The sequence below is a fragment of the Kribbia dieselivorans NBRC 106261 genome, assembly GCF_001552435.1.
Classification (GTDB): domain Bacteria; phylum Actinomycetota; class Actinomycetes; order Actinomycetales; family Dermatophilaceae; genus Kribbia; species Kribbia dieselivorans.
In genome coordinates this window covers 1-24,490 of sequence record NZ_BCRE01000084.1, presented here as the reverse complement: position 1 = coordinate 24,490, position 24,490 = coordinate 1, and the positions used below count along the sequence as shown (strand labels likewise).

The 24,490-nt window shown below is 68.8% G+C and carries 22 protein-coding genes, 1 tRNA gene and 2 pseudogenes; 17 read left to right on the top strand and 8 right to left on the bottom strand.

Annotated features, from left to right (window positions below):
• Window positions 1-86: 86 nt before the first annotated feature.
• Window positions 87-1,034: an alpha-E domain-containing protein gene (locus tag KD1_RS17365; RefSeq protein WP_245627326.1), complete on the bottom strand. Its 948-nt coding sequence runs from the start codon at window positions 1,032-1,034 to the stop codon at window positions 87-89.
• Window positions 1,035-1,220: 186 nt separating this feature from the next.
• Window positions 1,221-2,663: pseudogene (locus KD1_RS17360) on the bottom strand (circularly permuted type 2 ATP-grasp protein); the annotation flags it as partial.
• A 151-nt stretch (window positions 2,664-2,814) separates the two neighbouring features.
• On the opposite strand from KD1_RS17360, the gene KD1_RS08040 reads away from it, so the two are divergent.
• Window positions 2,815-3,303, top strand: coding sequence for a MarR family winged helix-turn-helix transcriptional regulator (locus KD1_RS08040; RefSeq protein WP_174521103.1), 489 nt, complete (start codon window positions 2,815-2,817; stop codon window positions 3,301-3,303).
• Window positions 3,300-4,595, top strand: a complete 1,296-nt coding sequence (locus KD1_RS08035) for an MFS transporter (protein ID WP_068400158.1) — start codon at window positions 3,300-3,302, stop codon at window positions 4,593-4,595. The genes KD1_RS08040 and KD1_RS08035 overlap by 4 nt, the downstream gene beginning before the upstream one ends.
• Window positions 4,596-4,780: 185 nt before the next feature.
• On the opposite strand, the gene serC is transcribed toward KD1_RS08035, so the two are convergent.
• Together serC and KD1_RS08025 are read right to left on the bottom strand one after the other, a co-directional pair.
• Entirely contained in the window at window positions 4,781-5,917 is a 1,137-nt protein-coding gene (gene serC / locus KD1_RS08030) for a phosphoserine transaminase (protein WP_068400167.1), read from the bottom strand.
• A gap of 245 nt (window positions 5,918-6,162) precedes the next feature.
• A complete protein-coding gene (locus KD1_RS08025; RefSeq protein ID WP_169795360.1) occupies window positions 6,163-7,092 on the bottom strand; it encodes an endonuclease domain-containing protein in 930 nt (309 codons plus the stop codon).
• A gap of 247 nt (window positions 7,093-7,339) precedes the next feature.
• Here KD1_RS08025 and KD1_RS08020 point away from each other — a divergent pair, with 247 nt between their 5' ends.
• The 9 genes from KD1_RS08020 (at window position 7,340) to KD1_RS07980 (ending at window position 13,846) form a co-directional block, all read left to right on the top strand.
• Complete coding sequence (locus KD1_RS08020) at window positions 7,340-7,717, top strand: DUF2218 domain-containing protein (protein ID WP_068400152.1); 378 nt, start codon at window positions 7,340-7,342, stop codon at window positions 7,715-7,717.
• Window positions 7,714-8,385 carry a pyridoxamine 5'-phosphate oxidase gene (gene pdxH / locus KD1_RS08015; protein WP_068400149.1) on the top strand — a complete coding sequence of 224 codons (672 nt, stop codon included), beginning with the start codon at window positions 7,714-7,716 and terminating at the stop codon, window positions 8,383-8,385. The genes KD1_RS08020 and pdxH overlap by 4 nt, the downstream gene beginning before the upstream one ends.
• Before the next feature lie 55 nt (window positions 8,386-8,440).
• Window positions 8,441-9,103: a dTMP kinase gene (gene tmk, locus KD1_RS08010; protein ID WP_245627325.1), complete on the top strand. Its 663-nt coding sequence runs from the start codon at window positions 8,441-8,443 to the stop codon at window positions 9,101-9,103.
• Window positions 9,100-10,239 carry a DNA polymerase III subunit delta' gene (locus tag KD1_RS08005; protein ID WP_068400146.1) on the top strand — a complete coding sequence of 380 codons (1,140 nt, stop codon included), beginning with the start codon at window positions 9,100-9,102 and terminating at the stop codon, window positions 10,237-10,239. Before tmk ends, KD1_RS08005 begins: the two co-directional genes overlap by 4 nt.
• Before the next feature lie 51 nt (window positions 10,240-10,290).
• Complete coding sequence (locus KD1_RS08000; RefSeq protein ID WP_068400143.1) at window positions 10,291-11,808, top strand: alpha/beta hydrolase; 1,518 nt, start codon at window positions 10,291-10,293, stop codon at window positions 11,806-11,808.
• A gap of 63 nt (window positions 11,809-11,871) precedes the next feature.
• Window positions 11,872-11,948: transfer RNA gene (locus KD1_RS07995), tRNA-Thr, on the top strand.
• A gap of 57 nt (window positions 11,949-12,005) precedes the next feature.
• The gene (locus KD1_RS07990) at window positions 12,006-12,884 is read left to right on the top strand and encodes a TIGR02587 family membrane protein (RefSeq protein WP_068400140.1); all 879 of its coding nucleotides are present in this window, start codon (window positions 12,006-12,008) and stop codon (window positions 12,882-12,884) included.
• Window positions 12,881-13,264 carry a CARDB domain-containing protein gene (locus KD1_RS07985; protein ID WP_068400137.1) on the top strand — a complete coding sequence of 128 codons (384 nt, stop codon included), beginning with the start codon at window positions 12,881-12,883 and terminating at the stop codon, window positions 13,262-13,264. Before KD1_RS07990 ends, KD1_RS07985 begins: the two co-directional genes overlap by 4 nt.
• A gap of 114 nt (window positions 13,265-13,378) precedes the next feature.
• Complete coding sequence (locus KD1_RS07980) at window positions 13,379-13,846, top strand: SRPBCC family protein (protein ID WP_169795359.1); 468 nt, start codon at window positions 13,379-13,381, stop codon at window positions 13,844-13,846.
• 86 nt (window positions 13,847-13,932) lie between these two features.
• Here the strand turns inward: KD1_RS07980 and KD1_RS07975 are convergent, their stop codons facing one another.
• Entirely contained in the window at window positions 13,933-14,448 is a 516-nt protein-coding gene (locus KD1_RS07975; RefSeq protein ID WP_068400131.1) for a DUF4395 domain-containing protein, read from the bottom strand.
• A gap of 304 nt (window positions 14,449-14,752) precedes the next feature.
• Here KD1_RS07975 and KD1_RS07970 point away from each other — a divergent pair, with 304 nt between their 5' ends.
• The 4 genes from KD1_RS07970 (at window position 14,753) to KD1_RS07955 (ending at window position 20,831) form a co-directional block, all read left to right on the top strand.
• Window positions 14,753-16,228 (top strand): class I adenylate-forming enzyme family protein, encoded by a 1,476-nt coding sequence (locus KD1_RS07970; protein ID WP_068400128.1) that lies wholly within the window; start codon window positions 14,753-14,755, stop codon window positions 16,226-16,228.
• Between the two features lie 132 nt (window positions 16,229-16,360).
• Window positions 16,361-18,172, top strand: coding sequence for a DUF3556 domain-containing protein (locus KD1_RS07965; protein ID WP_068400125.1), 1,812 nt, complete (start codon window positions 16,361-16,363; stop codon window positions 18,170-18,172).
• Window positions 18,169-19,584 carry a phytoene desaturase family protein gene (locus KD1_RS07960; RefSeq protein ID WP_068400122.1) on the top strand — a complete coding sequence of 472 codons (1,416 nt, stop codon included), beginning with the start codon at window positions 18,169-18,171 and terminating at the stop codon, window positions 19,582-19,584. Before KD1_RS07965 ends, KD1_RS07960 begins: the two co-directional genes overlap by 4 nt.
• Window positions 19,585-19,601: 17 nt before the next feature.
• Window positions 19,602-20,831 (top strand): PucR family transcriptional regulator, encoded by a 1,230-nt coding sequence (locus tag KD1_RS07955; protein WP_217995839.1) that lies wholly within the window; start codon window positions 19,602-19,604, stop codon window positions 20,829-20,831.
• A gap of 57 nt (window positions 20,832-20,888) precedes the next feature.
• Here KD1_RS07955 and KD1_RS07950 read toward each other — a convergent pair whose 3' ends face one another.
• From KD1_RS07950 to KD1_RS07940, 3 genes are all read right to left on the bottom strand, one after another.
• Window positions 20,889-21,413, bottom strand: coding sequence for a hypothetical protein (locus KD1_RS07950; protein ID WP_068400116.1), 525 nt, complete (start codon window positions 21,411-21,413; stop codon window positions 20,889-20,891).
• Complete coding sequence (locus KD1_RS07945; RefSeq protein WP_157073238.1) at window positions 21,406-21,945, bottom strand: helix-turn-helix transcriptional regulator; 540 nt, start codon at window positions 21,943-21,945, stop codon at window positions 21,406-21,408. The genes KD1_RS07950 and KD1_RS07945 overlap by 8 nt, the downstream gene beginning before the upstream one ends.
• 175 nt (window positions 21,946-22,120) lie before the next feature.
• On the bottom strand, window positions 22,121-22,516 hold the full coding sequence (locus KD1_RS07940; protein ID WP_068400110.1) for a hypothetical protein: 396 nt from the start codon (window positions 22,514-22,516) through the stop codon (window positions 22,121-22,123).
• A gap of 528 nt (window positions 22,517-23,044) precedes the next feature.
• Between KD1_RS07940 and KD1_RS07935 the strand changes: the two genes are divergently transcribed.
• On the top strand, window positions 23,045-23,920 hold the full coding sequence (locus KD1_RS07935) for a sulfurtransferase (protein WP_068400161.1): 876 nt from the start codon (window positions 23,045-23,047) through the stop codon (window positions 23,918-23,920).
• Between the two features lie 180 nt (window positions 23,921-24,100).
• Window positions 24,101-24,441 (top strand): annotated as a pseudogene (locus KD1_RS07930) (transposase); the annotation flags it as partial.
• Window positions 24,442-24,490: the final 49 nt, after the last annotated feature.

The following is a 24,490-nucleotide window of genomic DNA, read 5'->3' as shown; positions in this document are numbered from 1 at the left end:
GGCCGTCGCGGCGGGCGCGAGCCGCACCTCGACGTGGGCCTTGTGCACCGGTTCGGAGTAGGTGTACGACAGCGTCGCGTGAATCCTCAGTCGCATGCCGGGGCCTCCTGCCAGGCGTCCATGGGGCCGATGCCGAGGTAGCGGTGCGAGACGAGGGTGCCGACCTGGGTGCAGGTCGCCTGCACCCGCTCCATCCGTTCGGCGAGGCCGTCGAGCAGTTCGTCCTCGGGCAGGTACTCGATCTCGGCGCGGACCCGGCCGATGAGGTGCAGGGCCTCGTCACGCCGCGCGAATCCGCTGCGGGGTTCGAGTTCGCGCAGGGCCCCCTCGACGGCTTGCAGGCCGTAGAGGAGCGAGCGGGGGAAACGGTCGTTGAGCAGGAGGAACGCGGCAGCCTCGGCCCCGGTGCCCTCGCCGGTGTTGGCGCGCACGAACGCCTGGTGGCCGCCGGAGGCGCGCAGGGCGTTGGCCCACGACATGTCCGTGCCCCCGCCCATCGCCGCGGCGAGGATGAGTCGGGCGGTCATGTCCACGCGTTCGAGGGAGCGGCCGAGCATCATGAACTCGAACCCCTCGTCGTGGGTCATCGTCTGGCGGGCCATGCCCGAGGCGAGGACCGCGCCGTGGCGCACCTGCTGGAACGCCTGATGGGCCGTCTTGCGGCGGAAACTCGGTCGCCGCACGTCGAGGTAGGCGGTGTTGATCGCCTCCCACATGTCCAGGGAGAGCACCTCGCGGATCCGTCGGGCGGACGCGCGGGCGGCGGTCAGGGTGGCGCGCAGGCTCGAGGGGGCGTCGAGGTCGTAGCAGAGGCGGTCCAGCACCAGGGCGATGCCGACCGGTCCGTCGCCGGCGACCTCGTCGGCGTTCTCCCCCATCGCCGCGAGCAGGGCCCGGGCGGCCTGTTCCTGGTCGACCGTGGGGTCCTCGACCATGTACTGCACGTTGGCCTCGAGGATTCGTGACGTGGCCTCGGCGCGCTCGAGGTACCGCGAGACCCAGAAGAGGGAATCGGCGATCCGGGACAGCGTCATGGCGTTCTGCGGGCCGGTGGCGCGCGCGGTCGAGACCGGTCCCTGGGTCTGGCTCTGCTGCCCGGCCGGCGGGGTGTGCGCGGCCGGGTCGCCCGCGCGTTCGGCGTCCTCGCCGGCGGTCAGCGAGGGGTGTCGGGGACCGGGGGTCTCGGCGAGCGTCGGTGCGGGCGTCTTCACGCGACGATCCGTCAAGACCCAGGTGTCCTTCGACCCGCCGCCCTGGGAGGAGTTGACGATGAGCTGGCCCTCCTGCAGCGCCACGCGCGTCAGCCCGCCGGGGAGCACGTGGACGCGCTGGCCGTCGTTGACCGCGAAGGGGCGCAGGTCGACGTGGCGGGGGCTGATCTCCTGGCCGCAGACCGTGGGCACGGTGGAGAGTTGCACGACCGGCTGGGCGATGTAGTCGCGCGGGGCGTGCAGGATCGCGGTGCGCAGGTCGGCGAGTTCGGCGGGAGTGGCCTTCGGCCCGATGACGACGCCCTTGCCGCCGGAGCCGTCGACGGGCTTGACCACGACCTCGTCGAGGCGGTCCATGACCTCCTCGAGCGAGGTCGGGTCCTCGAGTCGCCAGGTGCGCACGCCGGGCAGGATCGGCTCCTGCCCCAGGTAGTAGCGGATCAGGTCGTCGACGTAGGTGCACGTGAGTTTGTCGTCGGCCACGCCGTTGCCGACCGCGTTGGCGATGGTGACGTTGCCGGCGCGAGCGGCGGCCATGAGCCCGGCGACGCCGAGCATCGAGTCGGACCGGAAGTGCGCCGGGTCGATGAAGTCGTCGTCCACGCGGCGGTAGATGACGTCGACGCGCTGTTTGCCGCGGGTCGTCGAGGCCAGGATGCGGCCGTTCTCGCAGCTGAGGTCGCTGGCCTCGACGAGTTCGACGCCCATGGTGCGGGCGAGCAGGGCATGCTCGAAGTAGGCGGAGTTGTAGACGCCGGGGGTGAGCACGACGACGGTCGGGTCGGTGACGCCGGTGGGTGCCGCCGCGCGCAGGGCGGCGCCGAGCATGGCCGGATAATCGTGCACGGGCTGCACGGGGTAGCGCCGGATGATCTCGGGGAACGTCGAGGACATGGCCCGGCGATTGGTCAGGACGTAACTGACGCCGGAGGGGACGCGGACGTTGTCCTCGAGCACGCGCAGTTGACCGTCGGTGCCGCGCACGAGGTCGGTGCCCGACACGTGGATGCGCACCCCGTTGGGCGGGATGATCCCGTGCGCGATGCGGTGGTAGTGCCGCGACGAGGCGACGATCTTGCGGGGGATGACGCCGTCGGTGAAGACCGTTCCGGTGGAGTAGATGTCGGTCAGGAACATCTCCAGGGCGGTGACGCGCTGGGCGATCCCGCCCTCGACGACGGCGAAGTCCCTCGCGGTCATGATGCGCGGGATGACATCGATCGGGAACGGCTGCTCCTGCCCGCCGACGTCGAAGGTGATGCCCTGCTCGAGATAGCTGGAGCCGACGTACTCGGAGCGGCCGAGCACGTCGGCGTCGCTCATGCGGGCCAACTCGTCGACGGCCGCGCGGTAATGCGGGCGGACGGTGCCGTCCGGCGCCATCAGCTCGTCGTAGGTGCCCGCGACCGGAGCGTAGGTCTCCAGGAGCGAGAAGTGGCCGGCGTCACTCATGCGGCGAGTTTATGGGCACGATGTTTCGCTGATGTGACGGCGCGGCGGCCGTCTCGCACGACGTGGCTGGGCCGGGCACCGCGCCCCGTGGAATACTTAGCCAAGGTAATGAGTTGACCTCACCAGTTGACCACCACCGGAAGGAGTCGCCATGACCGCCACCGCGGCCTCGGTGACGTTCGCGAGTGCGGACCACCCCGGGCAGATCCCCGACACCGCCATCCCCGACGCGACCCTGAGCGTCGCCACCGACGTGCGTCTCGCGTGCATGCGCATCTCCCGGCGCGTGCGCCACGAGGGCTCCGACGCCCTCGCCCCGCACCTGTTCAGTGCGCTCTGTCGGCTGGACGGTCGCGACCACACTCCGGGCGAACTCGCCGACATCGAGCGCGTCTCCGCTCCGAGCATGACCCGTACCGTGCGGGCGCTGGTCGACGCCGGCCTGGCCACCCGCACCTCCGACCCGGACGACGGGCGACAGGTGCGCATCTCCATCACCGACGCCGGCCACGACCACCTCGCCGTCGCGCGCCGCAGCCGCGACGAATGGATGGCCACGCGCGTTGCCCAACTCAGCGACGACGAGATCGACGTGTTGACCCGGGCCGCGGCCGTGCTCGGCAAGGTGGCCGCCCTGTGAATTCGACCTTCCGTTCCCTGGCCATCCCCAACTACCGCATCTGGTTCTTCGCCGCGCTGATCAGCAACATCGGCACCTGGATGGGCCGGATCGCGCAGGACTGGGTCGTCCTCACCGAGGTCACCGACCAGTCCGCCTCGGCCCTGGGCATCGTCACCGGGCTGCAGTTCCTGCCCTTCCTGCTGCTCATGCCGTGGTCGGGGATGATCGCCGACCGGTTCCCGAAGCGGTACACGCTCGCGGTCACGCAGGTCGTGCTCATCGCGACGACCGGCGTGCTGGCCGCGCTCGTGCTGTCCGGACAGGTCCAGTTGTGGCACGTCTACGCCATCGCGCTGATGCAGGGCGCCGCGACCGCGATCGACAATCCGGCCCGACAGGCCTTCGCCTCCGAACTCGTGCCGAACGAGTACCTCCCCAACGCGATCGCGCTCAACTCCACGTCGTTCAACGTCGGCCGTCTCGTCGGCCCGGGCATTGCCGGAGTCGCGATCGCCGCCTGGGGCTCGGGCGTGGCCATGCTCGTCAACTCGGCCACGTTCATCGCGATGCTCGTCGCGCTGGCGCTGATGCGGCCCGAGCAGCTGCACCCGGTCGCGGCGGCTCCGGGCCAGGGGTCGTTCGTCGCCGGTGTGCGCTACGTCGCCGGCCGCCCCGACATCATCCTCGTCATGGCGCTGGTCTTCATCTTCGGCACGTTCGGGATGAACCAGCAGATCACCAACGCGCTGATGGCAACACAGGTGTTCGGGTTGGGGGCGAGCGAGTTCGGCATCCTCGGCACGGTCATGGGCATCGGGTCGCTGGCCGGAGCACTGCTCAGCGCCCGACGGGCCCGCCCCCGGATGTTGATCTTCCTCGTGGCGATGGCCGGCTTCGTCGTGGCCACGCTCGCCTCGGCGTTCGCGCCGACGTACACGCTCTTCGCGATCTCGCTCGTCTTCGTCGGATTCACCGCGCTGACGACGCTGACCACGGCCAATGCGATGGTGCAGATGCGGGCTCAGCCGGAGGTGCGCGGCCGCGTCATGGCGCTGTACACGACGATCTTCTTCGGGGGCACGCCGCTCGGCGCTCCGATCTTCGGGTGGCTGGCCCAGGTGGCCGGGGCGCGGTGGTCGCTGGCCCTGACCGCGCTCATCGTCGGCGCCGGGCTCGTCGGCGCAGCGATCTGGCTGCGGCACCGGGACGTGCGAGTGCGGTTCGATCGCGACACCCGGCCACATCTGCAGGTCACGCTGCCCCGGCCGGTTGGGTCCCCGGCGCCGGCGGGGCGCACAATGTCCCGGTGATTCTCTTCGTGTCTGGGGTGATCAAGGCGTGACTCCGCGATTTCGCCGGATGATGACGGTCGGGGTACTGGCCGTGCTGGTGTTGGCCGTCGTGATCAGTCAGGTGATCTCGCTGTTCTGACGGCAGAACGACGCAGCGCCGATCACCTCGCGGGGTGATCGGCGCTGCGTCGTGTGTCGAGTGGTCAGAGGCGCTCGGTGACGTAGTCGATGCAGGTGAGCAGTGCGGAGACGTCGTTCGGGTCGATTGCCGGGAACGTGGCGATGCGCAACTGGTTGCGGCCGAGCTTGCGGTACGGCTCGGTGTCGACGATGCCGTTGGCGCGCAGGGCCTTGGCGATCGCGGTGGCGTCCACGTCGTCGGTGAAGTCGATGGTGCAGATGACCTGGCTGCGGGCGGCCGGGTCGGTGACGTACGGGGTGGTCAGCGGGTTGGCCTCGGCCCAGGTGTAGATGCGGTCGCTGGAGTCCTTCGTGCGGGCGACGGTGAAGTCGAGGCCGCCGTTGGCGTTCATCCACTCGACCTGGTTGGCCATGAGCGCGAGCGTCGCCACCGCGGGGGTGTTGTACGTCTGGTTCTTGCGCGAGTTGTCCAGCGCGGTCTGCAGGTTGAGGAAGTCGGGGATCCAGCGGTCGGTGGCGGCGAGCTCCTCGACGCGGGCGGTCGCGGCGGGGCTCATCACGGCGAACCACAGGCCACCGTCGGAGGCGAAGCACTTCTGCGGGGAGAAGTAGTACGCGTCGACCTCGGCGATGTCGACGGGCAGACCGCCGGCGCCCGAGGTGGCGTCGATGAGCACGAGGGCGTCGGTGTCGGCGCCGGCGACCCGCTGGATCGGGGCCATGACACCGGTGGAGGTCTCGTTGTGCGCCCAGCCGTAGACGTCGACGCCGGCCGTGGCCTCCTGCGTCGGGAGGGTGCCCGGGTCGGACGTGACGACGACCGATTCGCCCAGGAACGGGGCTCCGTCGGTGACCTTGGCGAACTTCGAGGAGAACTCGCCGAAGGAGAGGTGCTGGGCGCGCTCGCGCACCAGGCCGAAGGCGGCGGCGTCCCAGAAGGCGGTCGCGCCGCCGTTGCCGACGACGACCTCGTAGCCGTCGGGCAGGGAGAACAGGGAGGTCAGACCCTCCTGGATGGACTTGACGAGGTTCTTCACCGGCGCCTGCCGGTGGGAGGTGCCCAGCACCGTGGCACTGATCGCGTCGAGGGCAGCGACCTGCTCGGGCCGGATCTTGCTCGGACCGGCGCCGAAACGACCGTCCTGGGGCTTGATGTCGTCGGGGATCACGATGGCGGCGTTGTCAGTCACGATGTTCATCATGGCAGGGGCGTAAAGGGTGGCTGAACCACCCGGTACGCGGTGCTGTGGGTGTTCAACGACCCGTCTCGCCCCGCCCCTCGCCCTCGCCCCTCGCCCTCGCCCCTCGCCCTCGCTGCCTCGCCCCGCCCCGCTTGCCCCCTGCCCACCCGCCCCGGCCGGTATCCGCCACTTCGCTCACCTTGCGTGACTAGCGGTCAGGTTCCAGAGCGTGCCCAGGTGAGGGAACATGAGCAGAGTGGGCGTCAGCGGCGCGCGATCGCGGCGTTCACCGCAGCACGTACGCGCCCAGGGGTCCGGAGGTCCGACCAGACCAGGCGCACGACCTCGTAGCCGGCGGCCCGCAGGTGGTCCTCGCGCCGCTTCTCGTTCCAGAGCGTGTCGTCGCGTCCGCGGTACTTGATTGCTCCGTCGAACTCGATGATCACGCGGTGCCGCGTGAGTCGGAAGTCCACCCGATAGGTTCCGCCATCGGTTGAAATCACCTGCTGCGGAACGAAATCCAGTTGCAGACCGCGCAGGACCAGCGCAGTCAGCGTCTCCCCGGGCGATTCATGGCGACCGTCGGCGAACTGGAGTAGGTGTCTGATCTGGGCGACCCCGGGGTGGCGGGTGCAGTCCTGCAGGGCCACCGCGATGTCCAGATTGGTGATCAACTCCTGACGGAGGGCATCGTCGGCTGCGACCAGTGCCGACTCCGGACGCGCCGCGATGCCGGTCTGGACCACCGCCAGCGCCAGGTCCGCTGTCGGATGACCGTCGGGGGAGTGCGAGGTCGGTCGGGCGGACCTCGTGTGCACCACCGCGCCCGCCGCAGCGCGCGAGGACCTGTCGGCTGTCCGAGCCAGGTGGACCGTCGCCAGATCACAGGCGTAGGTCACCACGGCGTGCATCACCAGCGCCGAGTGATGGCTCGGCACAGCGCGGCCGTCGAAGTGCTGCAGGTAGGCCAGACACTTCAGCCGGTGAAGCGAGCGGGTGGCGATGCGCGGATCCGCGTTGTCCCACGGGGCGACTGGGAGTTGCGGGTCGTGAAGCGCCCACCACCCGCGGAACAGACGACGGATGCGATTCTGCGCGGCCAGTTGGCGCAGCGAATACGAGTCATGACCCACACGCGTGGCCATGGCTGTCGAGAAGACCCCGTCAGCGGACAAGGGCAGAAGTCGCTCCATGTCGTGAACGGTCGCTGTCGCGATGCGCCCTGCCCACAGGTATGCGCGCATCTGTGGACGGCAGGCGCCAGCGCGGTGACCTTGTGGACAACTCGGGCGCGTAGACCCGTGACGGCACTTTGCTCAGGTTGCGTCACCTGGGCACACGACGCAACGTGCCCGATAGTCGCGCACCGTGAGCACAGTGCGGTGTGGGGGCGCAGCGGGCCGGCAGCACTCCCAGATGGACCACTTAGGCTTACCTTCCATGGCTGACCCCATCACCTCCACCGCCTCCGTGCTGACCGACCGCGCCGCGCGGTACGGCAAACAGCTCTGCTCGCACCTCGGCCGCAAGGCCATCGCCGTCTGGGACGCCGAGGACGGCACCGGCCGCATCGGTTTCGACGATGCCACCCACGTCGAACTCGTGGCCGCCCCCTTCTCGCTCGATTTCACCCTGACCGCCACAGAAGAGAACGTCGACCTGTTCGAGGACGTCGTCGGCCGCCACCTCGTCCGCTTCGGTGCGAAGGACGAACTCGAGGTCACCTGGCAGCGCTCCGACGGCACCGCCGGAACCCGGCAGATCAACGACACCAACGACGCTCCGGCACCCGGAACCACCACTGAGGAACGCGCGTGAACGTGCCCCGCATCGAATACCGGGGCGGGCTCGACGAGTCCGAGCTCGAGCCGACCCCGTGGCGCCAGGCCCACCTGTGGGTCGAGCAGGCCATCGCCCGCCACGCCGAAGCGGAGGACGTGCCCGAGCCGCTGGCCATGGCCGTCGCGACTGTCGACGCGCAGGGCACCCCGAATGTGCGCACCGTCCTCATGCGGTTCTTCGACGAGCGTGGCCCGGGGTTCGTGACGAACCTCAACAGCATCAAGGCGCGTGAACTGCGCTCCAACCCGCGGGTCGCGGCGACGCTGACCTGGCCGTCGATGTATCGGGCGATTCGCTTCCGCGGCACCGCGATCGAGCTCAACCGCGACGAGGTCAAGGCGTACTTCGACTCGCGCCCCCACGGATCGCGGTTGAGCGCGTGGGCCTCCGACCAGTCCGCCCCCATCTCCGATCGTCGGGCCCTCGAGGAGCGATTCGCGCGCGTGGAGCAGCAGTACGGTACGGACCCGGCCGGCGAGGTGCCGCTGCCCGACTTCTGGGGCGGCTACCGCATCGCATGCGACGAGATCGAGTTCTGGGCCGGGCGCCCGAGTCGCCTGCACGACCGCATCGTCTACACCCGCCTCGGCGAAGGGAGCCTCGACGATCCGCGCGCGTGGATGCCGCATCGCCGGCAGCCGTGACGCACCTGTTGACAAGAACGCGGCGTTGTCGGCGTCGTGTCCTACGCTCGTGCGCGTGAACGTGGAGCAGACGGAGTCGGGCGCAGCCGGGCGCTTCATCGTCTTCGAAGGCGGTGACGGCGCGGGCAAGTCCACGCATGTGCGGCTGCTCGTGGCGTCGTTGCGAGCAGCCGGTCTCCGGGTGCTCGAAACCCGCCAACCGGGCGGATCGCCGTTGGGGCAGCAGATCCGCGACCTCGTGTTGCACGGGGGAGACATCACGCCGCGGGCGGAGGCGCTGCTGTTCGCGGCGGACAAGGCCCAGCACGTCGAGGAGGTCGTGCGCCCGGCGTTGGCGCGCGGCGAGATCGTCGTGTCCGACCGGTACGTCGACTCCTCAGTGGCGTACCAAGGGGCGGGGCGTGACCTGGGGGCCGACGAGGTCGAGCGGGTGCAGGAGTGGGCCGTGGCGGGGCTGCATCCCGATCTGACCGTCGTCATCGACATTGCGCCGGAGGAGGGGCGGCGTCGGCGCGGTGGCGAACACGACCGGATGGAGCGTGAGGCGGACGATTTCCACGCGGCGATCCGGGCGCATTTCCTGCGCGTGGCGGCCGCGGCGCCGGGGCGGTACATCGTCGTCGACGGGATGGGTGACCGGGCTGTCATCCACGCCAATATCGTTGCGGCTGTGGGGGATCGGTTGGGGCTGACGCTGGAGCCGGTGGCGAAGCCGTGAGTGTCTGGGATGACGTCGTCGGACAGGAGGAGGTCGTCGCGACGCTGCAGCACGCGGTCGCCGATCCGACCGCGATGACGCATGCGTGGCTGTTCACCGGGCCGCCCGGTTCGGGGCGGTCGACCGCCGCGCGGGCGTTCGCCGCGGCGTTGCTGTGCCCGCAGGGTGGGTGCGGGCGGTGCCGCGAGTGCCACACCGCGATCGAGGGCACGCACGCCGACGTCGAACTGGTGCGCACCGAGACGGTGATCATCCCGGTCGATTCGGCGCGCGACCTGGTACAGCTGGCTGGTCGGCGCCCGAGCGTGGGGCGATTCCGCATCATCGTCATCGAGGACGCGGACCGGCTCAACGAGTCCTCCGGCAATGCCCTGCTCAAGGCGCTCGAGGAGCCGACGAGTCATACCGTCTGGATGCTCTGCGCTCCGAGTCTTGAGGACGTGCTCATCACCATTCGCTCGCGCACCCGGCATGTGCGGCTCCGCACGCCGAGCGTGTCGGCCGTCGCCGAGCTGCTCGTGCGCCGCGACGGGATCGCGCCCGAGATGGCGGCCCACGCGGCGCGGGCGGCGCAGTCGCACATCGGGTTGGCGCGCCGGTTTGCCCGTGATGACGGAGCCCGGATCCGGCGGCATGATGCGGTGACGTTGACCACGCGGATCCGGGGTGTCGGGGATGCTGTCGACGCCGCGGCGGATCTCGTGCAGATCGCCGAGGAGGAGCGTGACGCGGCGCTGGTCGAGCGGCATGCCGAGGAGAAGGCCAAGCTGCTGGAGATGCTCGGGGCCGATCCCGCGGCGCGCACGCAACCGGTGGCGGTGCGTTCGCAGATCTCCGCCCTGGAGAAGGAGCAGAAGAAGCGGGCGACGCGCTATCTGCGCGATGTCGTGGACCGGTCACTGACGGATCTGATGTCGGTCTATCGCGACGCGCTCATGGTGCGGGAGGAGGCTGGCGTGCCGCTGGTCAACGAGGATGCCCGCGGCACGGTGACGCAACTGGCGCAGGTGTTCACGGCGGCCGGCCTGCTCGGGTGCATGGACGCGATCGGCACGGCTCGGGCGCGGATCGAGGCGAATGTGCCACCGCTGTTGGCCCTGGAGGCGATGGCGATTTCGCTGCAGATGCCGCGGTGACCGATTTCGACCTGAGTCGGTGTTGACCGGGCGCCGGGTTAGCCTGATGCCGTGCGTCTGCCTCTGATTCGAGCCGTTGCCGCTGCCGTGTCAGCCGCAGTCGCGCTGACCGCGTGTTCGCTCACCAGCGAGCCGTTCACCCCGAGCGAGAACGGGGCGATGCCGCCGGGGCGCGAGGCGTTGACGAGGTTCTACGAGCAGAAACTGGTGTGGAGCGATTGCGAGGGCGGGCAATGCTCCGATCTCGAGGTGCCGCTGGACTATGCCACCCCCGATGGCGAGACGATTCGGATCGCGGTGTTCCGTGCTCCGGCGCGCAAGGCCGGGTCGCGTCGTGGGTCGCTCGTCGTCAACCCCGGTGGGCCGGGCGCGTCGGGGGTCGATTACGCGCGGGCGGCCGATTACATCGTGACGCCGCAGATCCGCAATGTGTACGACGTCGTCGGGTTCGACCCGCGCGGGGTGGCGCGGTCGGCGCCGATCGACTGTGTCAGCGATCGTGGGTTGGATCGGTTCCTGGGGCAGGACCCGACGCCGGACGATACGGCCGAGCAGCGTGAATTCGCGGCGACGTCCAAGGCCTTTGCCACCGAGTGTGGGCGCACGGCCGGGCCGCTGCTCGGGCACGTCTCGACGCGCGAGGCGGCCCAGGACATGGACGTGCTGCGCGCAGCTCTGGGTGACGACCAGTTGACCTACCTGGGCAAGTCCTACGGCACGTTTCTCGGAGCGACGTACGCCGAGGAGTTCCCGGAGCAGGCGGGCCGATTGGTGCTCGACGGGGCGGTGGCGCCCGACCTGACCAGTGAGCAGTTCGCCATCGGGCAGGGTCAGGGTTTCGACCGGGCGACGCGTCAGTGGGCGGCCGACTGCGCCGACAGCGGTGAGTGCCCGTGGAACGGCGATGCCGACAACGTCGTGGCCGGGCTGCAGACGCTGCTGACCCGGCTCGACGAGACTCCGCTGCCGTTGTCGGACGGACGCCCCGACCTGACCGAGGGCTGGGCCTCGCTCGGGGTGGCGCAGGCGATGTACGACCAGGGGATGTGGGCGGCGTTGACGCAGGCGTTGCGGGACGTGCAGAACGGTGACGGTGCCGCGTTGATGGATCTGGCGGACCAGTACGCCGAGCGCAACGCCGACGGCACGTACTCGGGCAACATCATGGAGGCGATCTACGCCGTCAACTGTCTCGACAGCGCCGAGTCCGCGAGCCTGGACCACTACCGGAAGATGGAACCCGCCGTGACCAAGGCCGCGCCGATCTGGGGTGAGTTCATGGTCTGGGGTTCGATGGTCTGCGGGTTCTGGCCCGAGAAGGCGACGGGCAAGGCCGGGCCGATCGCGGCGAAGGGCGCCGCGCCGATCCTCGTCGTGGGGACGACGCGGGACCCGGCGACGCCGTACGAGTGGGCCCAGCGGCTGGCCGGCCAGTTGGACCAGGCCACGCTGCTGACGTACGACGGCGACGGCCACACCGCGTACATGCGCAGCAACAACTGTGTGAACGACGCGGTGGATCGGTACTGGCTCGAGGGCACGCTCCCGGCTGATGGGACACGCTGTTGAGACCGATTGGCGTCGAGGGCGCGCCGGTCCGTATACTCATCCGGCACGCCCTCACCGGCGCGCGCCGCCTTAGCTCAGTCGGTCAGAGCGGTTCACTCGTAATGAACAGGTCATCGGTTCGATTCCGATAGGCGGCTCCACCCCTTGCCTTCGCGCGTGTCTCCGGGGCACGCTCTGATGGTGAACGGCACACGATCGTGACCACGGCCGCAGTCGCGCCCGACGGTGGGGCGGACCGGCACTCGGTCACCCGCGAACTCCTCGAGCTGGTGCGCGCCACCTGTGGCGGGCTCCTGTTCGGCATTCCGCTGCTCTACACGATGGAGATGTGGTTCTCCGGGCCGCGCTCCCAGCCGGCCACGGTGGTGGCCGTGCTCGGCGGCATCTTCGTCATCCTGTTCGTGCTCAACAGCACCGAGGGTTTCCGCACACGTCGCGACACATCTTGGGTCGACGCGGCCATCGACGCCACGATCGGGTTGGCCGTCGGTCTCGTCACGACGCTCCTCGTGTTGGTGCTGTTGCGGCAGGTCACGTTCGAGGTGCCGATCGCGTCTGCGCTCGGGATGGTCGTCTACGAGTCCATTCCCTTCTGCCTCGGCGTCGGTCTGGCCCGTCACCTGCTCCACGGCAACCGCGATGGCGACGATGACGAGGATGCCCCGGCCAACGACGATCCGGCCATCAACCCCACGGTGGCGGATCTCGGTGCGGCCGCGATCGGAGCGGCGTTCATCGCCGTGACGATTGCGCCCACGGACGAGGTGGTCGTGCTGTCGGCGAAACTCAGCCCCGCGTGGTTGTTGGCCTTGGTCGGGGCGACCCTCCTGATCTCCTACGCGATCGTGTTCGTCGCGGGATTCTGGGGTCAGGAGAGGAGGCACGGCGCCGGTGGCATTCTCCAGAGCCCGCTGGCCGAGACCATTGCCGCCTACCTCGTGTCGCTGGCCATCGCGTGGTTGTTGCTCGTGATCTTCCATCGCGCGGAGGTGCCGAGCAGTGAGGTGCTAGGACGCGTCCTGGTGCTCGGGCTGCCGGCGGCCGTCGGCGGTGCGGCAGGCAGACTGGCCGTATGAGCCGACAGGAGGGGCGCACCCCTGCGCAGTGGGTCACGGTCGCCGCCGCCGTGGCGGTGCTGTTGGTCGTTGTGGCCGTGCTGGTCGGGCAGATGCTCGGGTCGTCGCGGCCGGCGCAGCCCGAGGTGGCCGTGGGGCAAACGCAACGGGTCGGCAGCACCTTCCAGGTGCCGGTCACCGTGCGCAACGAGGGCGACGACACCGCGGCCAACGTGCAGGTGTCGGCCTCGCTGGTCATCAAGGGTGAAACCGTGGCCGAGGGGGACCAGAGCATCGACTTCCTTGCCGGTGGTGAGGAAACCGAGGTGGTGTTCGTGCTGCCCGAGGACCCGGCGGACGGGGCGTTGACCGTGCACGTCACCGGCTACGCCGAGCCCTGAGGCGAGAGCTCAGGGATCAACGCAACCTGTTCTGGCAACGCCGCGGGGCGGGCGGCCAGGCACGAGGAACGCGCGTTCGCCCGGGCGGCGGGCATGCTGGGGCACGCTGGAGTCATGGGAGCAACGGTGTCGTTCGCCGAGGACTGGCAGTTGTCCGCGCCGTCGGACGCAGTGGTGGCGGTGTTGGCGGCCGTGGACGCGTACGACCAGTGGTGGCCGCAGATACGTCGCATCGAGCGGATCGACGAGGCCAGCGGCTGGGCGTACGTGCGATCGGTGATGCCCGTGACGCTCCGGCTCAGGTTGACTCGCGAAACGGAGGATCGTGCGGCCGGTTTGCTGCGGGTGCGGCTCGATGGTGACCTGGTGGGGTGGTGCCAGTGGTGCGTCGAGCCGTCGGGCGGCGGCAGCGTGGCGACGTTCACCGAGGAGGTGTCGGTCAAGCACCCGGTCCTGCGCCGGTTCGTGGGCGTGCCGGGCGGGGACTGGATGATGCGGGCCAATCACGCCGCGATGATGCGTTCCGGGCGGGCGGGGCTGCGTCGGTGGTTGGGCCCCGATACCCCCACCGGTTCGAGGTAATAAGGGGCGTTACAACGCCCTCTATTACCTCGAACGAGGAGGTGGCGACCAGAAGGAGGTGGCGACCAGAACGGGGGGAGCGGCGATCAGCTGACCGTCTGGCGCTGCTGGCGACGGGTGATGTCGGCGCAGTCGAGGCAGACGTCTTCGGGCACGAGGCCCAGGCGCATGAGGCCGGCGAAGAGCTTGCAGCCGACGCAGAAGCCGAAGACCGCCTCAAGGAACGGGAACAGCACCATGATCGCGCCGATCACGACGACGGCGGTGATGGCGGCCGAGGAGCCGGTGGCGAGGTTGACGATCCACAGGGCCGTCGCGGCGATCGTCATGACGGCGCCGATCGAGGCCGCGAACTGCTTGGGGGCACCGGCGGTCGGGCGTGTGGGGGCCGCGACACGCGGGCGGATCCATCGATTCACCAGTTGGGCGATCGGGCTGGCCTGGGGGCCGAACGCCGCGCGCAGGGTGAAGTCGACGGCGAGGACGGCATAGAGCCACCACTGCTGGGTGGCGAGCGCGATGACGCCGATGACGAGGACGACCGCGGCGATCAGCCGGACGGAGACCTCATCGACGATGGCGGGGAAGCGCGGGAAACTCATGCCTGAGATTATTGCTCCCATAACGTTGAATGATCAAATCAGTACCGCCACCCCGCGGTTCGAGGTATGAGCGACCGCTCCAACGGTCGCTCATACCTCGAACCGCGGGAGGGCGGGAGGGGGCGGACGGGTGGAGGAGCGGTGAGGCAGGAGGCGGAGCGATACGTGCGCAGCGCACAAACCCCAGCGACAACTTGGTACGCGTCCCACGTAGGCAGGCCCCTACCGCGCTCCCTAGTGTCGTGACCCAGATCGCCGCGGGCAGTGTTGCTCCAGCGGGGTCTCCAGCACCGAAGGAGGGGCCATGCGCCTCGGGTACCTACCCTGGGACAGTGACAGTGTTGTCGCGTCCCGACCAGACGCGATCGCCGTGCGCGACGACCGTGTCGAACTCACCTACCGCCAGTTCGATGACCGCATCCAGGCCTGCGCCGAGCAGTTCCGCGAGCACGGCATCACGGCCGGCGATGTCATCGCGATCATGCTGCCCAACCGGGTCGAACTCCTGGTCGCGATGTTCGCCGCCTGGCGTCTCGGCGCAGCGGCAACCCCGGTCAACCCGGTCTTCACCGCATCCGAAGCGGATCACCAGATCGGCGACTCCGGCGCGAAACTCGTGATCAATGCGGGCCCCGACGCCCCGAACGGCGGTCGTGCGACGATCCACGTCGACGATGTGCGCGCCGAACGACGCTCCGACCCGGTCGCCCCCCACGCCCTCACCGGCGACGACCTCGCCCTGCTCATCTACACCAGCGGCTCCACCGGACGGCCCAAGGGCGTCATGCTCGACCACGCCAACGTCGAGGCAATGACCAGCACCATGACCGCGCACCTGTCGCTGACCGCGGCCGATCACTGCATGCTCATTCTGCCGTTGTTCCACGCGAACGCGATCATGGTCAGCGCCCTACCGGTGTTGCGGGTCGGTGGCCGGCTGAGCATCGTCGGTCAGTTCTCCGCCGGCCGGTTCTTCGATCAGATCGAGGCGTTGCGCCCGACGTACTTCTCGGCCGTCCCGACGATCTACGCCGTGCTCGCGGCCATGCCGGAAGAGGTGAAGCCCGACACCTCGTCGTTGCGCTTCGTCGTCTGCGGCGCGGCTCCCGTCTCGAAGGAACTGTTGGAGAAGTCCCACAAGCGCTACGGCTTCGTCATCGTCGAGGGCTACGGCCTGACCGAGGGCACGTGCGCGTCGGCCTGCAACCCGGTCGATGGCGTGGGCAAGCTCGGCTCCGTCGGGCCGGCGCTGCCGGGGCAGAGCATTCGGATCGTCGATGGGCGGGGTCACGATGTGCCCACCGGTGAGACCGGCGAGGTCGTGATCAGTGGCCCGACGGTCATGCGCGGCTACCTCAACAACCCCGAGGCGACGGCCGCCACCGTGGTCAACGGCTGGCTGCACACCGGTGACGTCGGCCGCCTGGACGAGGATGGCTACCTGAGCATCGTCGACCGGGTGAAGGACATGGTCATCCGCGGCGGCGAGAACATCTACCCCAAGGAGATCGAGCGCGTCCTGACGACCGTCGATGGCGTGCTCGAAGCCGCGGTCGTCGGCCGCCCCGACCAGGTGCTCGGCGAGGTTCCGGTCGCCTTCGTCAGCCTCTACCCCGGCGCCACGGTCACCGAGGCGGAACTCATCGACCACTGCACCCGTCACCTGACCCGGGTGAAGGTCCCTGAGCAGATCCATCTCGTCGACGCCCTGCCGAAGAACCCGGTGGGCAAGATCGACAAACCCAACCTGCGCCGCTCCGTCGCGGAGCCCGTGGGCTGACCCGAGCGCTTCGGGCGCCTCCCACCGCGCCCCCTGCAGGCGCACCACAGCGCGTCAGCGCGACCACACCCCATCCCGCTGTGCACGAGACCGCGTCTCGTGCCGGACCCACCTGTGCAAAGGAGCACTGTCATGGGATTCAAAACCGCGGACATGCCGCCGGTCGACCCGGCGCAGTTCGAGTCCATGCCGTTCATGGACCGTATTCGTCTGCTGGCCACCCACTGGGCGGACTATGGCTTCGGCAGCCCGAAGACCTTCCACATGTTGTATGTCTACAAGCTGCTCTTCTACATCTTCGGCGGGATCGGCGTCGTGGCGCTGACCACCCCCGGCTTGGGCGGCATCATGAACCTTGGAGGCTGGTGGGGGGAACTCATCGTCTACCAGAAGCTCATGGTCTGGACGATCCTGTTCGAGATCATGGGGCTCGCTTCGTCCTCCGGCCCGCTGGCCTTCAAGTTCAAGCCGCTCATCGGCGGCATCCTCTACTTCGCTCGCCCCAACACCCTGCGCGTGCCACCGTGGCCGGGCAAGGTGCCGTTCACCAAGGGCGATCACCGCACGGTCTTCGACGTCGCCCTGTACTACGGGTTGCTCGCCATTCTGGCGTTCATGCTGCTCGGCCCCGGCGCAACCACGTCGGCCGCGCCCGAGAGCGCCGCCGGTCTGATTCCGCCGTGGGCCCTGCTGACCTACGTCGGCGGCATCATCCTCATGGGTCTGCGTGACAAGGTCGTCTTCCTCGCCGCACGGTCCGAGCAGTACATCGGCGTGATGTTCTTCTTCGGGGTCTTCGCCCACCAGGTCGACATGGTCATTGCCGCCAAGATCGCCATCGTGACGATCTGGATGGGGGCCGGCATCTCGAAGTTCGGCCGCCACTTCACCAACGTGGTGCCCCCGATGCTGAGCAACACCCCGTGGATTCCCGGGACGTGGTTCAAGCGCAAGCTCTACCGCAACTACCCGGAGGACCTTCGTCCCTCCAAGGTGGCGTGGGCGTTCGCCCACATCGGTGGCACGGTTGTCGAACTCGTGCTGCCACTGGTGCTCCTGTTCTCACCGAACGCGACGATCACGTGGTTGGCCATCATCGGCATCATCACCTTCCACATCTTCATCACCTCGACCTTCCCGCTCGCGGTGCCGCTGGAGTGGAATGTGTTCTTCATGTTCGCCGCGGCGTTCCTGTTCGGCGCCTACCCCGCCGGGGCCGGTTATGCCGTCACCGACCTGACGTCAATGTGGCTGCTCGTGCCGATCCTCGTGGTCTTCCTGACCTTCCCGATCCTGGGCAACCTGCGTCCCGACCTCGTCTCGTTCCTGCCGTCGATGAGGCAGTACGCTGGAAACTGGGCTTCGGCGACGTGGGCGTTCCGAGGCGATGAGGCGGAGGCCAAGTTGAACACGCACCTGGTCAAGTCCAACATCAATCAGATCGATCAGCTCTCCGGCGCGTTCGGCAAGGAGATCGCCGAGATCTTCATGCAGAAGGCCATGGCCTGGCGCACGATGCACAGCCAGGGCCGCGGCCTGATGTCGCTGATGATGCGTCACCTCGACCAGCTCGAGAACTACCGCATTCGTGAGGCCGAGTTCGTGTGCACGACCCTGATCGGCTGGCAGTTCGGCGATGGTCACCTGCACAACGAGGCCACGATCGAGGCCGTGCAGAAGCGCTGCAACTTCGCGCCGGGCGAACTGATCGTCGTGTGGGTGGAGTCCCAGCCGATCCACAAGCCGACGCAGGAGTACAAGGTCATCGACGCCGCCCTCGGTGTCGTCGAGCGAGGTACCTGGATCGTGGCGGACGCGGTCAACGAGCAGCCGTGGTTGCCCAACGGCCCGATCAAGCATGAGGTGACGTGGCGCATGCCCGGGTACGAGCCGGCCGGGTGCCATCACCACCCGGAACCGGTCAACGCAAGGCTGGCGGCGTGAGCGACGCCGTCGTGGTCGGCAGCGGGCCCAATGGGCTCGCTGCCGCCCTCACCCTGGCCGCCGCCGGGGTGCAGGTGCGCGTGGTCGAGGCGGCCGACTCCATCGGCGGGGGGACTCGCAGCAGCGAGCTCACGCTGCCCGGCCTGCTGCACGACGAGTGTTCGGGCTTCCACCCGCTCGCGGTCGACACTCCGTTCTCTCGCCGTTTCGACCTCGGCGCGCACGGTTTGGAGTGGCTGTGGCCGCAGGTGCAGTATTCGCACCCGCTCGATGGTGGGCGGGGGGCAGCGGCCTGGCGGTCGGTCGCGCAGACCGCCGACGGGCTCGGCGCCGACGGTCGGGCGTGGCAGTCGGTCTTCGGGTACCTGACCGACAACTTCGGCGACATCACCGAGGACTTCCTGCGCCCGATGGTGCACGTGCCGGCGCACCCGGTGAAGTTGGCGCGCTTCGGCGTCCTGTCGTTGGCACCGGCGGACCTCTTGGCGCGCCGGTGGTCCACGCCCCAGGCCCGGGCCCTCTTCGCCGGTGTCGCGGCGCACGCGTTGCGGCCCTTCACCTCTCCGCTCTCGTCGGCGATCGGAGTGGCGCTCGGCACGGCCGCGCATCGCTACGGTTGGCCGGTGGCCAAGGGCGGATCGCAGTCGATCGCCGCGGCGATGACGGCGCTGCTCGAGGCGCATGGTGGCAAGGTCGAGACCGGGGTGCGGGTCGAGAGTCTGGCCGAGCTCGGCGCTCCGGACATCGTCATGCTCGACGTGGCCCCGCGGGCCGCGGTCAAGATCGTCGGCGATCGCCTGCCCGGTCGTATTGCCCGTGCGTTGACCCGTTACCGGCACGGGCCGGGTGTGTTCAAGGTCGACTTCGCCGTGGCCGGTGGCGTGCCATGGGCGCACGCGGAGTCTCGTCTGGCCGGGACGGTGCACGTCGGCGGGACTCATGAGGAGATCGCGGCGGCGGAGGCGGAGGTCAACCGGGGTCGGATGCCGCAGCGGCCCTACGTGCTGGTGGGTCAGCAGTACCTGGCCGACCCGGATCGGGCCCGCGATGGGGTCGTGCCGGTGTACGCGTACGCCCACGTGCCGGCCGGGTACACCGGCGACGCGAGCGCGGCGTTGGAGGCGCAGATCGAACGGTTTGCGCCCGGCTTCCGCGACCGCATCGTGGGCCGGTACGTGCGTTCGGCCGTCGCGATGGAGGCGCACAACCCCAACTACGTCGGCGGGGATGTCGTCACTGGCGCGAACGACCCGCTGCAACTGATCTTCCGGCCACGCGCCGCGCTCGACCCCTACCCGCTGGGGGTGCCGGGGGTGTACCTCTGCTCGGCCGCGACCCCGCCCGGCGCGGGAGCGCACGGCATGTCGGGCTACAACGCCGCGAAATCGGCTCTGGGGCGACTGACGGCGTGATACCCGAGGAGGAGATCGTGCGGCTGACGGCGGTCGTCGGGGATCGGCTGTACCGCCGGTCCGATGACGTCACCGCCAGCATGACGCGGGTCATCGAGGAGTCCATCACCGACCTCGACGATCCGGAGTTGCGGACCATGCTGTTCGCGAGCGTCGAGGGCAATGTCGCGACGATGCTCCACATGCTGCGCCACGACATCCCGGTGGAGCGGGCGCAGGCGATCACGGCGGCAACGGAGTACGCGATTCGGTTGGCGCAGCGAGGAATTGCGGCCTCCTCGCTGCGCCGGGCGTACCACTTCGGCTCCAGCGAGTTCCTGGCGCAGGCGTTCGAGGAGATCCGGCAGATGGACATCGATTCGGATACCCGGCTGCGGCTCCTGTACCACCTGGCTCGGTGGATGCATTCGTATGTCGATTGGGTCAGCGGCGTCGTGATCGCGGCGTACGACGAGGAACGTCAGCAGGTGGAGGAGCGGCACGCTTCCATTGCGGCGGTCCGCGTTCGCGCGGTGCTGGACCATCTGCCCGGCGCGGAGCACGGGTTCGACGAGCACACGGGCTACCGGCTCACCCAGTCGCACGTGGCGGCGGTGCTGTGGGTGGCCTCGGCGAACCCCGGGGTCGACCACTCCGACAGCCTGCGCACGCTGGCCGACGAGGTGGCGGCGTCGTTGGGGGCGACGGCGACACTGTTCACCGTCGTCGATCGGAGCACGGCGTGGGCGTGGTTCGGGGGAGGCGCCGTGGCTGATGCGGGCGAGGGCTGGGCCGGGGTGTCGGCGGCCGCGGCTGAGTTGCCCGAGGCGCGGGTGGCGTTGGGCCGAGCCTCGCGCGGCATCGACGGCTTTCGGGAGAGCCATCGTCAGGCCGAAGCTGCGCGCGATGTCGCGGCAGTCTCGCGCGCCGGGCAGCAGGTGGTCGCCCATGAGGACCGGGCGGTCGCCGTCGTCGCGATGCTCGTCCACGACCTGGGTTCGCTGAGTCGGTGGGTGGCGGACATCCTCGGGCCCCTGGCCGAGCCGACCGAGGCGGCCGGGCGGTTGCGTGAGACGCTGCTGACGTTCCTGGCCACCGGTGGCAGTTTTCAGGCGACGGGCGAGGCGTTGGTGCTGCACCGCAACACGGTGAAGTACCGGGTCGATCGGGCGGTGGAACTGCGCGGGCGACCGGTGGATGCGGATCGGCTCGACGTGGAACTCGCGCTCGAGGTGATCCGCCTGCTGGGCGAGGCCGTCCTGCACTGATCACGCCTCGGCCCCTCCCGCGGTTCGAGGTATTCGCGACCGTTGGAGCGGGCGCTTTTACCTCGAACCGGGGGTGGCCTCGTCAGCGAGGACGACGCCGAGCGTGTCGCGGCGCAGGTATGGCAACAACACGGGGGGCAGGCCGAACTCGCTGGGTAGTCGGTGCAGGGCTGCTCGGATGTACGGGTACACCATGAAGAGGACATTCCCGCTCAGGAACGCCTCGATCGACTCGTCGGAGGGAGCATCGTCACCGGCGAGGCTGACCTCCACCAAGTGGGTCGTTTCCAGGTGCCCAACCGGGGTTTCATCATCGTCCGCCCGGCGCGGGTCTGGTCCGGTGTAGTCGATGCGGTGGGAGAAAAGCGCAATGATCGCGCCTTCGTCGCGGGCGAACCGGGGCGTGGCGGGGGTAACCGTGACGGAGATGTCTTCCGGCGGAGTGCGGATGACCGCGCCGGAGAAGGCCTGCAACCGGATGTCGCTGAGTTGAGTGCGTCGGACCAAGTTCTCCAAGGCCGTGACGTCGTGCCTGGACCCGGCCTGCCTCTTGGTCGCGCCGTGCGGCGTCGCGTCAGGCACTGACTTGCTCCGCCTCAAGGATCGGGATGGACGTCGTCCGCAGACCAGGCATCAACTCCGGCACCAGCTGCTCAGGGGTCTTGGGCGCGATCGGGTGCCGGGAGCGCTCGACGTACGGGGTGGCCGGCGTGGGGACGTCCTGCCACTGCCGCTCCAGATAGCCCCTGACCTTGGCGAGGCAGGCATCGATGTGAGCTGCGGTCGCCTCGTCAGGCAGGTTCTCGTCGATCTCAATGAGATAGGACTCGTCGAGCCAAGCCACTATGTCGGACCACAGCCACACCTTGGATGCGGTGCGCGATGCACTGCTGCCGATGGTGTCGAAGGGTGCAGGGAACCCCCTCTCACCCGTGCGCAACGTCCACTTGCGCACGGCCTCGCGCGACACCCCCACACGCTGGGCGATGTCGCTCTGGCTGACCAGGTCCCGGTGGACGCGGCGCACGCGGGCACCTGGAATCGCGTGTTCGACCGCGCGCGCAGCCTCGACGACCTGAGACGCGGGATCGCCCGAGTCCACGAACACGGTCATCGTGACCAACCCGTCCGCGGCACCCCAGAGGTGGTCGCTGAACCGTTTTCCGATCGTCTCAACAGTCACCTCGTCCTGAAGGTCAACGCCCTCGACGGTTAGTGGCACTGCAGTTGTCATGGTCGGCTCCCTTCCCGTGGTGACTGTCCAAATCTCGCTTCCAGGTTGGCAGTTGTCAACCGTTCCTGACGAAATTGTGACCCTCATCATCGGGGTAGCCCATGCCCGGACGGGCCCTCCTCATCTCACCGATTCGGGCGCGAAGGACCTTCGCGTTCGTGCGCAACTCAATCACTGCAGGCTGTGCCAGCCCCTTCGGCCGACGCAGCCTGTCCTGCACCACGCGCACCTCGACATCGGCAAGGTCGAGCGCCTCCGCCGCCGGGACTGGGTCAGTCCTGGCGGCGAGGAAGGCTGCTTCGGCTTCGGTGGCAGCGTGCTCTTGGCCATCCAATAGCTCACCGATCTCGGCCGAGACGGCTTCGTGGTCGAGCAGTTCCTCCGCGCTGGCCAGTAGTTCGGCCTGCCTCTCGAATTGGGTTGCCCGGCCCAATCGCTCCGCTGCGTCCACGAGCCGTTCCGCCTTCCTGAGTCGTTCGCCCAACTCAGCCAAGGTGGAGGCGGCTCGCGGATGATGCGGGCAACGGCGGATCCTCTTCGCGGCCTCACGCGCGACGGACTCCGCACCTCTCCCGGTCGAGAAGATCAGGAAGGTGCACCCTCCGGCTGGGCACACGATTCGACCCCAGGAGTGGTCACTCATCGTGGCAAGTTCCCATCCGTGCTCGCGGGCGAGTTTCAGGGTCTTCTCCCACTCCTTGTGGTCGTGTATGGGCCAGACTTCGTCGGACGAGTAGCGAATCAGCGCAACTCACCCCCCGTGTTCGACAGCGACCAGGCAAGTCTCGCAGTCGCGACCGACATCGCAACGAGCCCGGCCCGTTCCTCGCGGTTCGAGGTATCGGAAGTAATCGCCCGTATGGGCGCAAGGGGGCCCAGGCCCCTCTGCGGTGGATGGCCTCATTCGCGGCACGAGGCGGCACCTGACCCATCCAAGGTCAGATTTGACTAAGTCAAACATTCAATTATGTTTGAACCCATGACAACCCTCCCGCTCCTCGTTGACCCCACTTGGCTTGCCGACCACCGTGACGACCCGCGTCTGCGCATCATCGACGCGACCACCTTCCTGACCCAGCCGGAGGGTGACGGCTACTACGACGTCGCGTCCGGGCGTGAGGCGTACGAGCGCGAGCACATCCCCGGCGCCGTCTTCGCCGACCTGCTCATCGACTTCGCCGACCAGTCCGCGCCGACGACGTTCACCGCACTGGACAGCGCCACCTTCGGCGCCCGGATCGGCGAGCTCGGCATCGGCGACGGCGACCAGGTCGTCATCTACGACCAGGGCGCCGACATGTGGGCCACCCGCCTGTGGTGGAACCTGCGCCTCGAGGGCTTCGATGACATCGCCATCCTCGACGGGGGATTCCCCGCGTGGCGTGCGGCCGGCCTGCCCACCGCGACGGGCAATGAGACCCTGCCGGCCGCGACCTTCACGGCCCGCCGTCGCCCCGAACTGCTGGCGGACAAGCAGACGGTGCTCGACGCGATCGAGCGCGATGACGTGCAGTTGGTCAATTCGCTTGACGGAGCGACGTTCGCGGGTTCACGCAAGACGTACGCCCGAGCGGGTCACATCCCCACATCGAGCAACGTCTTCTTCGGCAACCTCGTCAACCCGACCGGCGGGGCGAAGGACCCCGAGCAGGTGCGCCCCCTGTTCGAGGAGGCCGGTGCCCTGGCCGACGACACCGAGGTCATCACGTACTGCGGGTCGGGGATCGCCGCGACCTACCTGGCGTTCCAGCTCGCCCGCCTCGGCCACGACGACGTGAAGGTCTACGACGGCTCGATGACCGAGTGGGCCGCGGACGACGCGCTGCCGCTCCAGGTCTCCGAGACCGCGCGCTGACCTCAATCGGTTGTGGCCTCCGTGGGACTCCCGCGGAGGCCACAACCGATATACGGCACGAACGTCAGCGCGAGGTTGAACACTGAGTACCTGTGTAATCGACCTATTTACGGGACTGTCCGCTGAACGGTGTTTCTGGCCCGACACGCCGACGATGTCGGCGAGGAAGGGTGGTCACCGATGACCGAGACATCCTCGAGCATGAGCTCGATGCCCAAGGAAGCGAAGAAGACCGCGAAGGCTGGTGAGGCGGAGCGGGCCGCGGTTCGTGAGCTGGTCAAGGCCGCACGGGCCCGGGGTGAGGACCTGACCGGCCCCGAGGGGCTGCTCAAGTCGATCACCAAGCAGGTGCTGGAGTCTGCTCTGGAGGAGGAGATGACCGAGCACGTCGGGCACGAGAAGCATGGCTCCCCGGCACCGGGAGCTAGCAACGTCCTAACGGCACCCGCCCGAAGACGGTGCTGACCGACGCCGCCGGGGAGGCCACGATCGAGGTGCCGCGGGACCGGGCTGGCACGTTCTGAGTATTTGAAGGCTTAGGAGCCACCTGATCGTGTGGTCGGGAGCCGT

Excerpts from the sequence above, each read along its gene's own strand:
- KD1_RS07970 (WP_068400128.1), top strand. The coding sequence starts at position 14,753 with ATGCGCCTCGGGTACCTACCCTGGGACAGTGACAGTGTTGTCGCGTCC.
- KD1_RS17365 (WP_245627326.1), bottom strand. The coding sequence starts at position 1,034 with ATGACGCTGTCCCGGATCGCCGATTCCCTCTTCTGGGTCTCGCGGTAC.
- KD1_RS07980 (WP_169795359.1), top strand. The coding sequence starts at position 13,379 with ATGGGAGCAACGGTGTCGTTCGCCGAGGACTGGCAGTTGTCCGCGCCG.
- serC (WP_068400167.1), bottom strand. The coding sequence starts at position 5,917 with ATGAACATCGTGACTGACAACGCCGCCATCGTGATCCCCGACGACATC.
- KD1_RS07935 (WP_068400161.1), top strand. The coding sequence starts at position 23,045 with ATGACAACCCTCCCGCTCCTCGTTGACCCCACTTGGCTTGCCGACCAC.
- KD1_RS08040 (WP_174521103.1), top strand. The coding sequence starts at position 2,815 with ATGACCGCCACCGCGGCCTCGGTGACGTTCGCGAGTGCGGACCACCCC.
- KD1_RS08025 (WP_169795360.1), bottom strand. The coding sequence starts at position 7,092 with ATGGAGCGACTTCTGCCCTTGTCCGCTGACGGGGTCTTCTCGACAGCC.
- KD1_RS07945 (WP_157073238.1), bottom strand. The coding sequence starts at position 21,945 with ATGACCGTGTTCGTGGACTCGGGCGATCCCGCGTCTCAGGTCGTCGAG.
- KD1_RS08020 (WP_068400152.1), top strand. The coding sequence starts at position 7,340 with ATGGCTGACCCCATCACCTCCACCGCCTCCGTGCTGACCGACCGCGCC.
- KD1_RS07975 (WP_068400131.1), bottom strand. The coding sequence starts at position 14,448 with ATGAGTTTCCCGCGCTTCCCCGCCATCGTCGATGAGGTCTCCGTCCGG.
- KD1_RS07965 (WP_068400125.1), top strand. The coding sequence starts at position 16,361 with ATGGGATTCAAAACCGCGGACATGCCGCCGGTCGACCCGGCGCAGTTC.
- KD1_RS07985 (WP_068400137.1), top strand. The coding sequence starts at position 12,881 with ATGAGCCGACAGGAGGGGCGCACCCCTGCGCAGTGGGTCACGGTCGCC.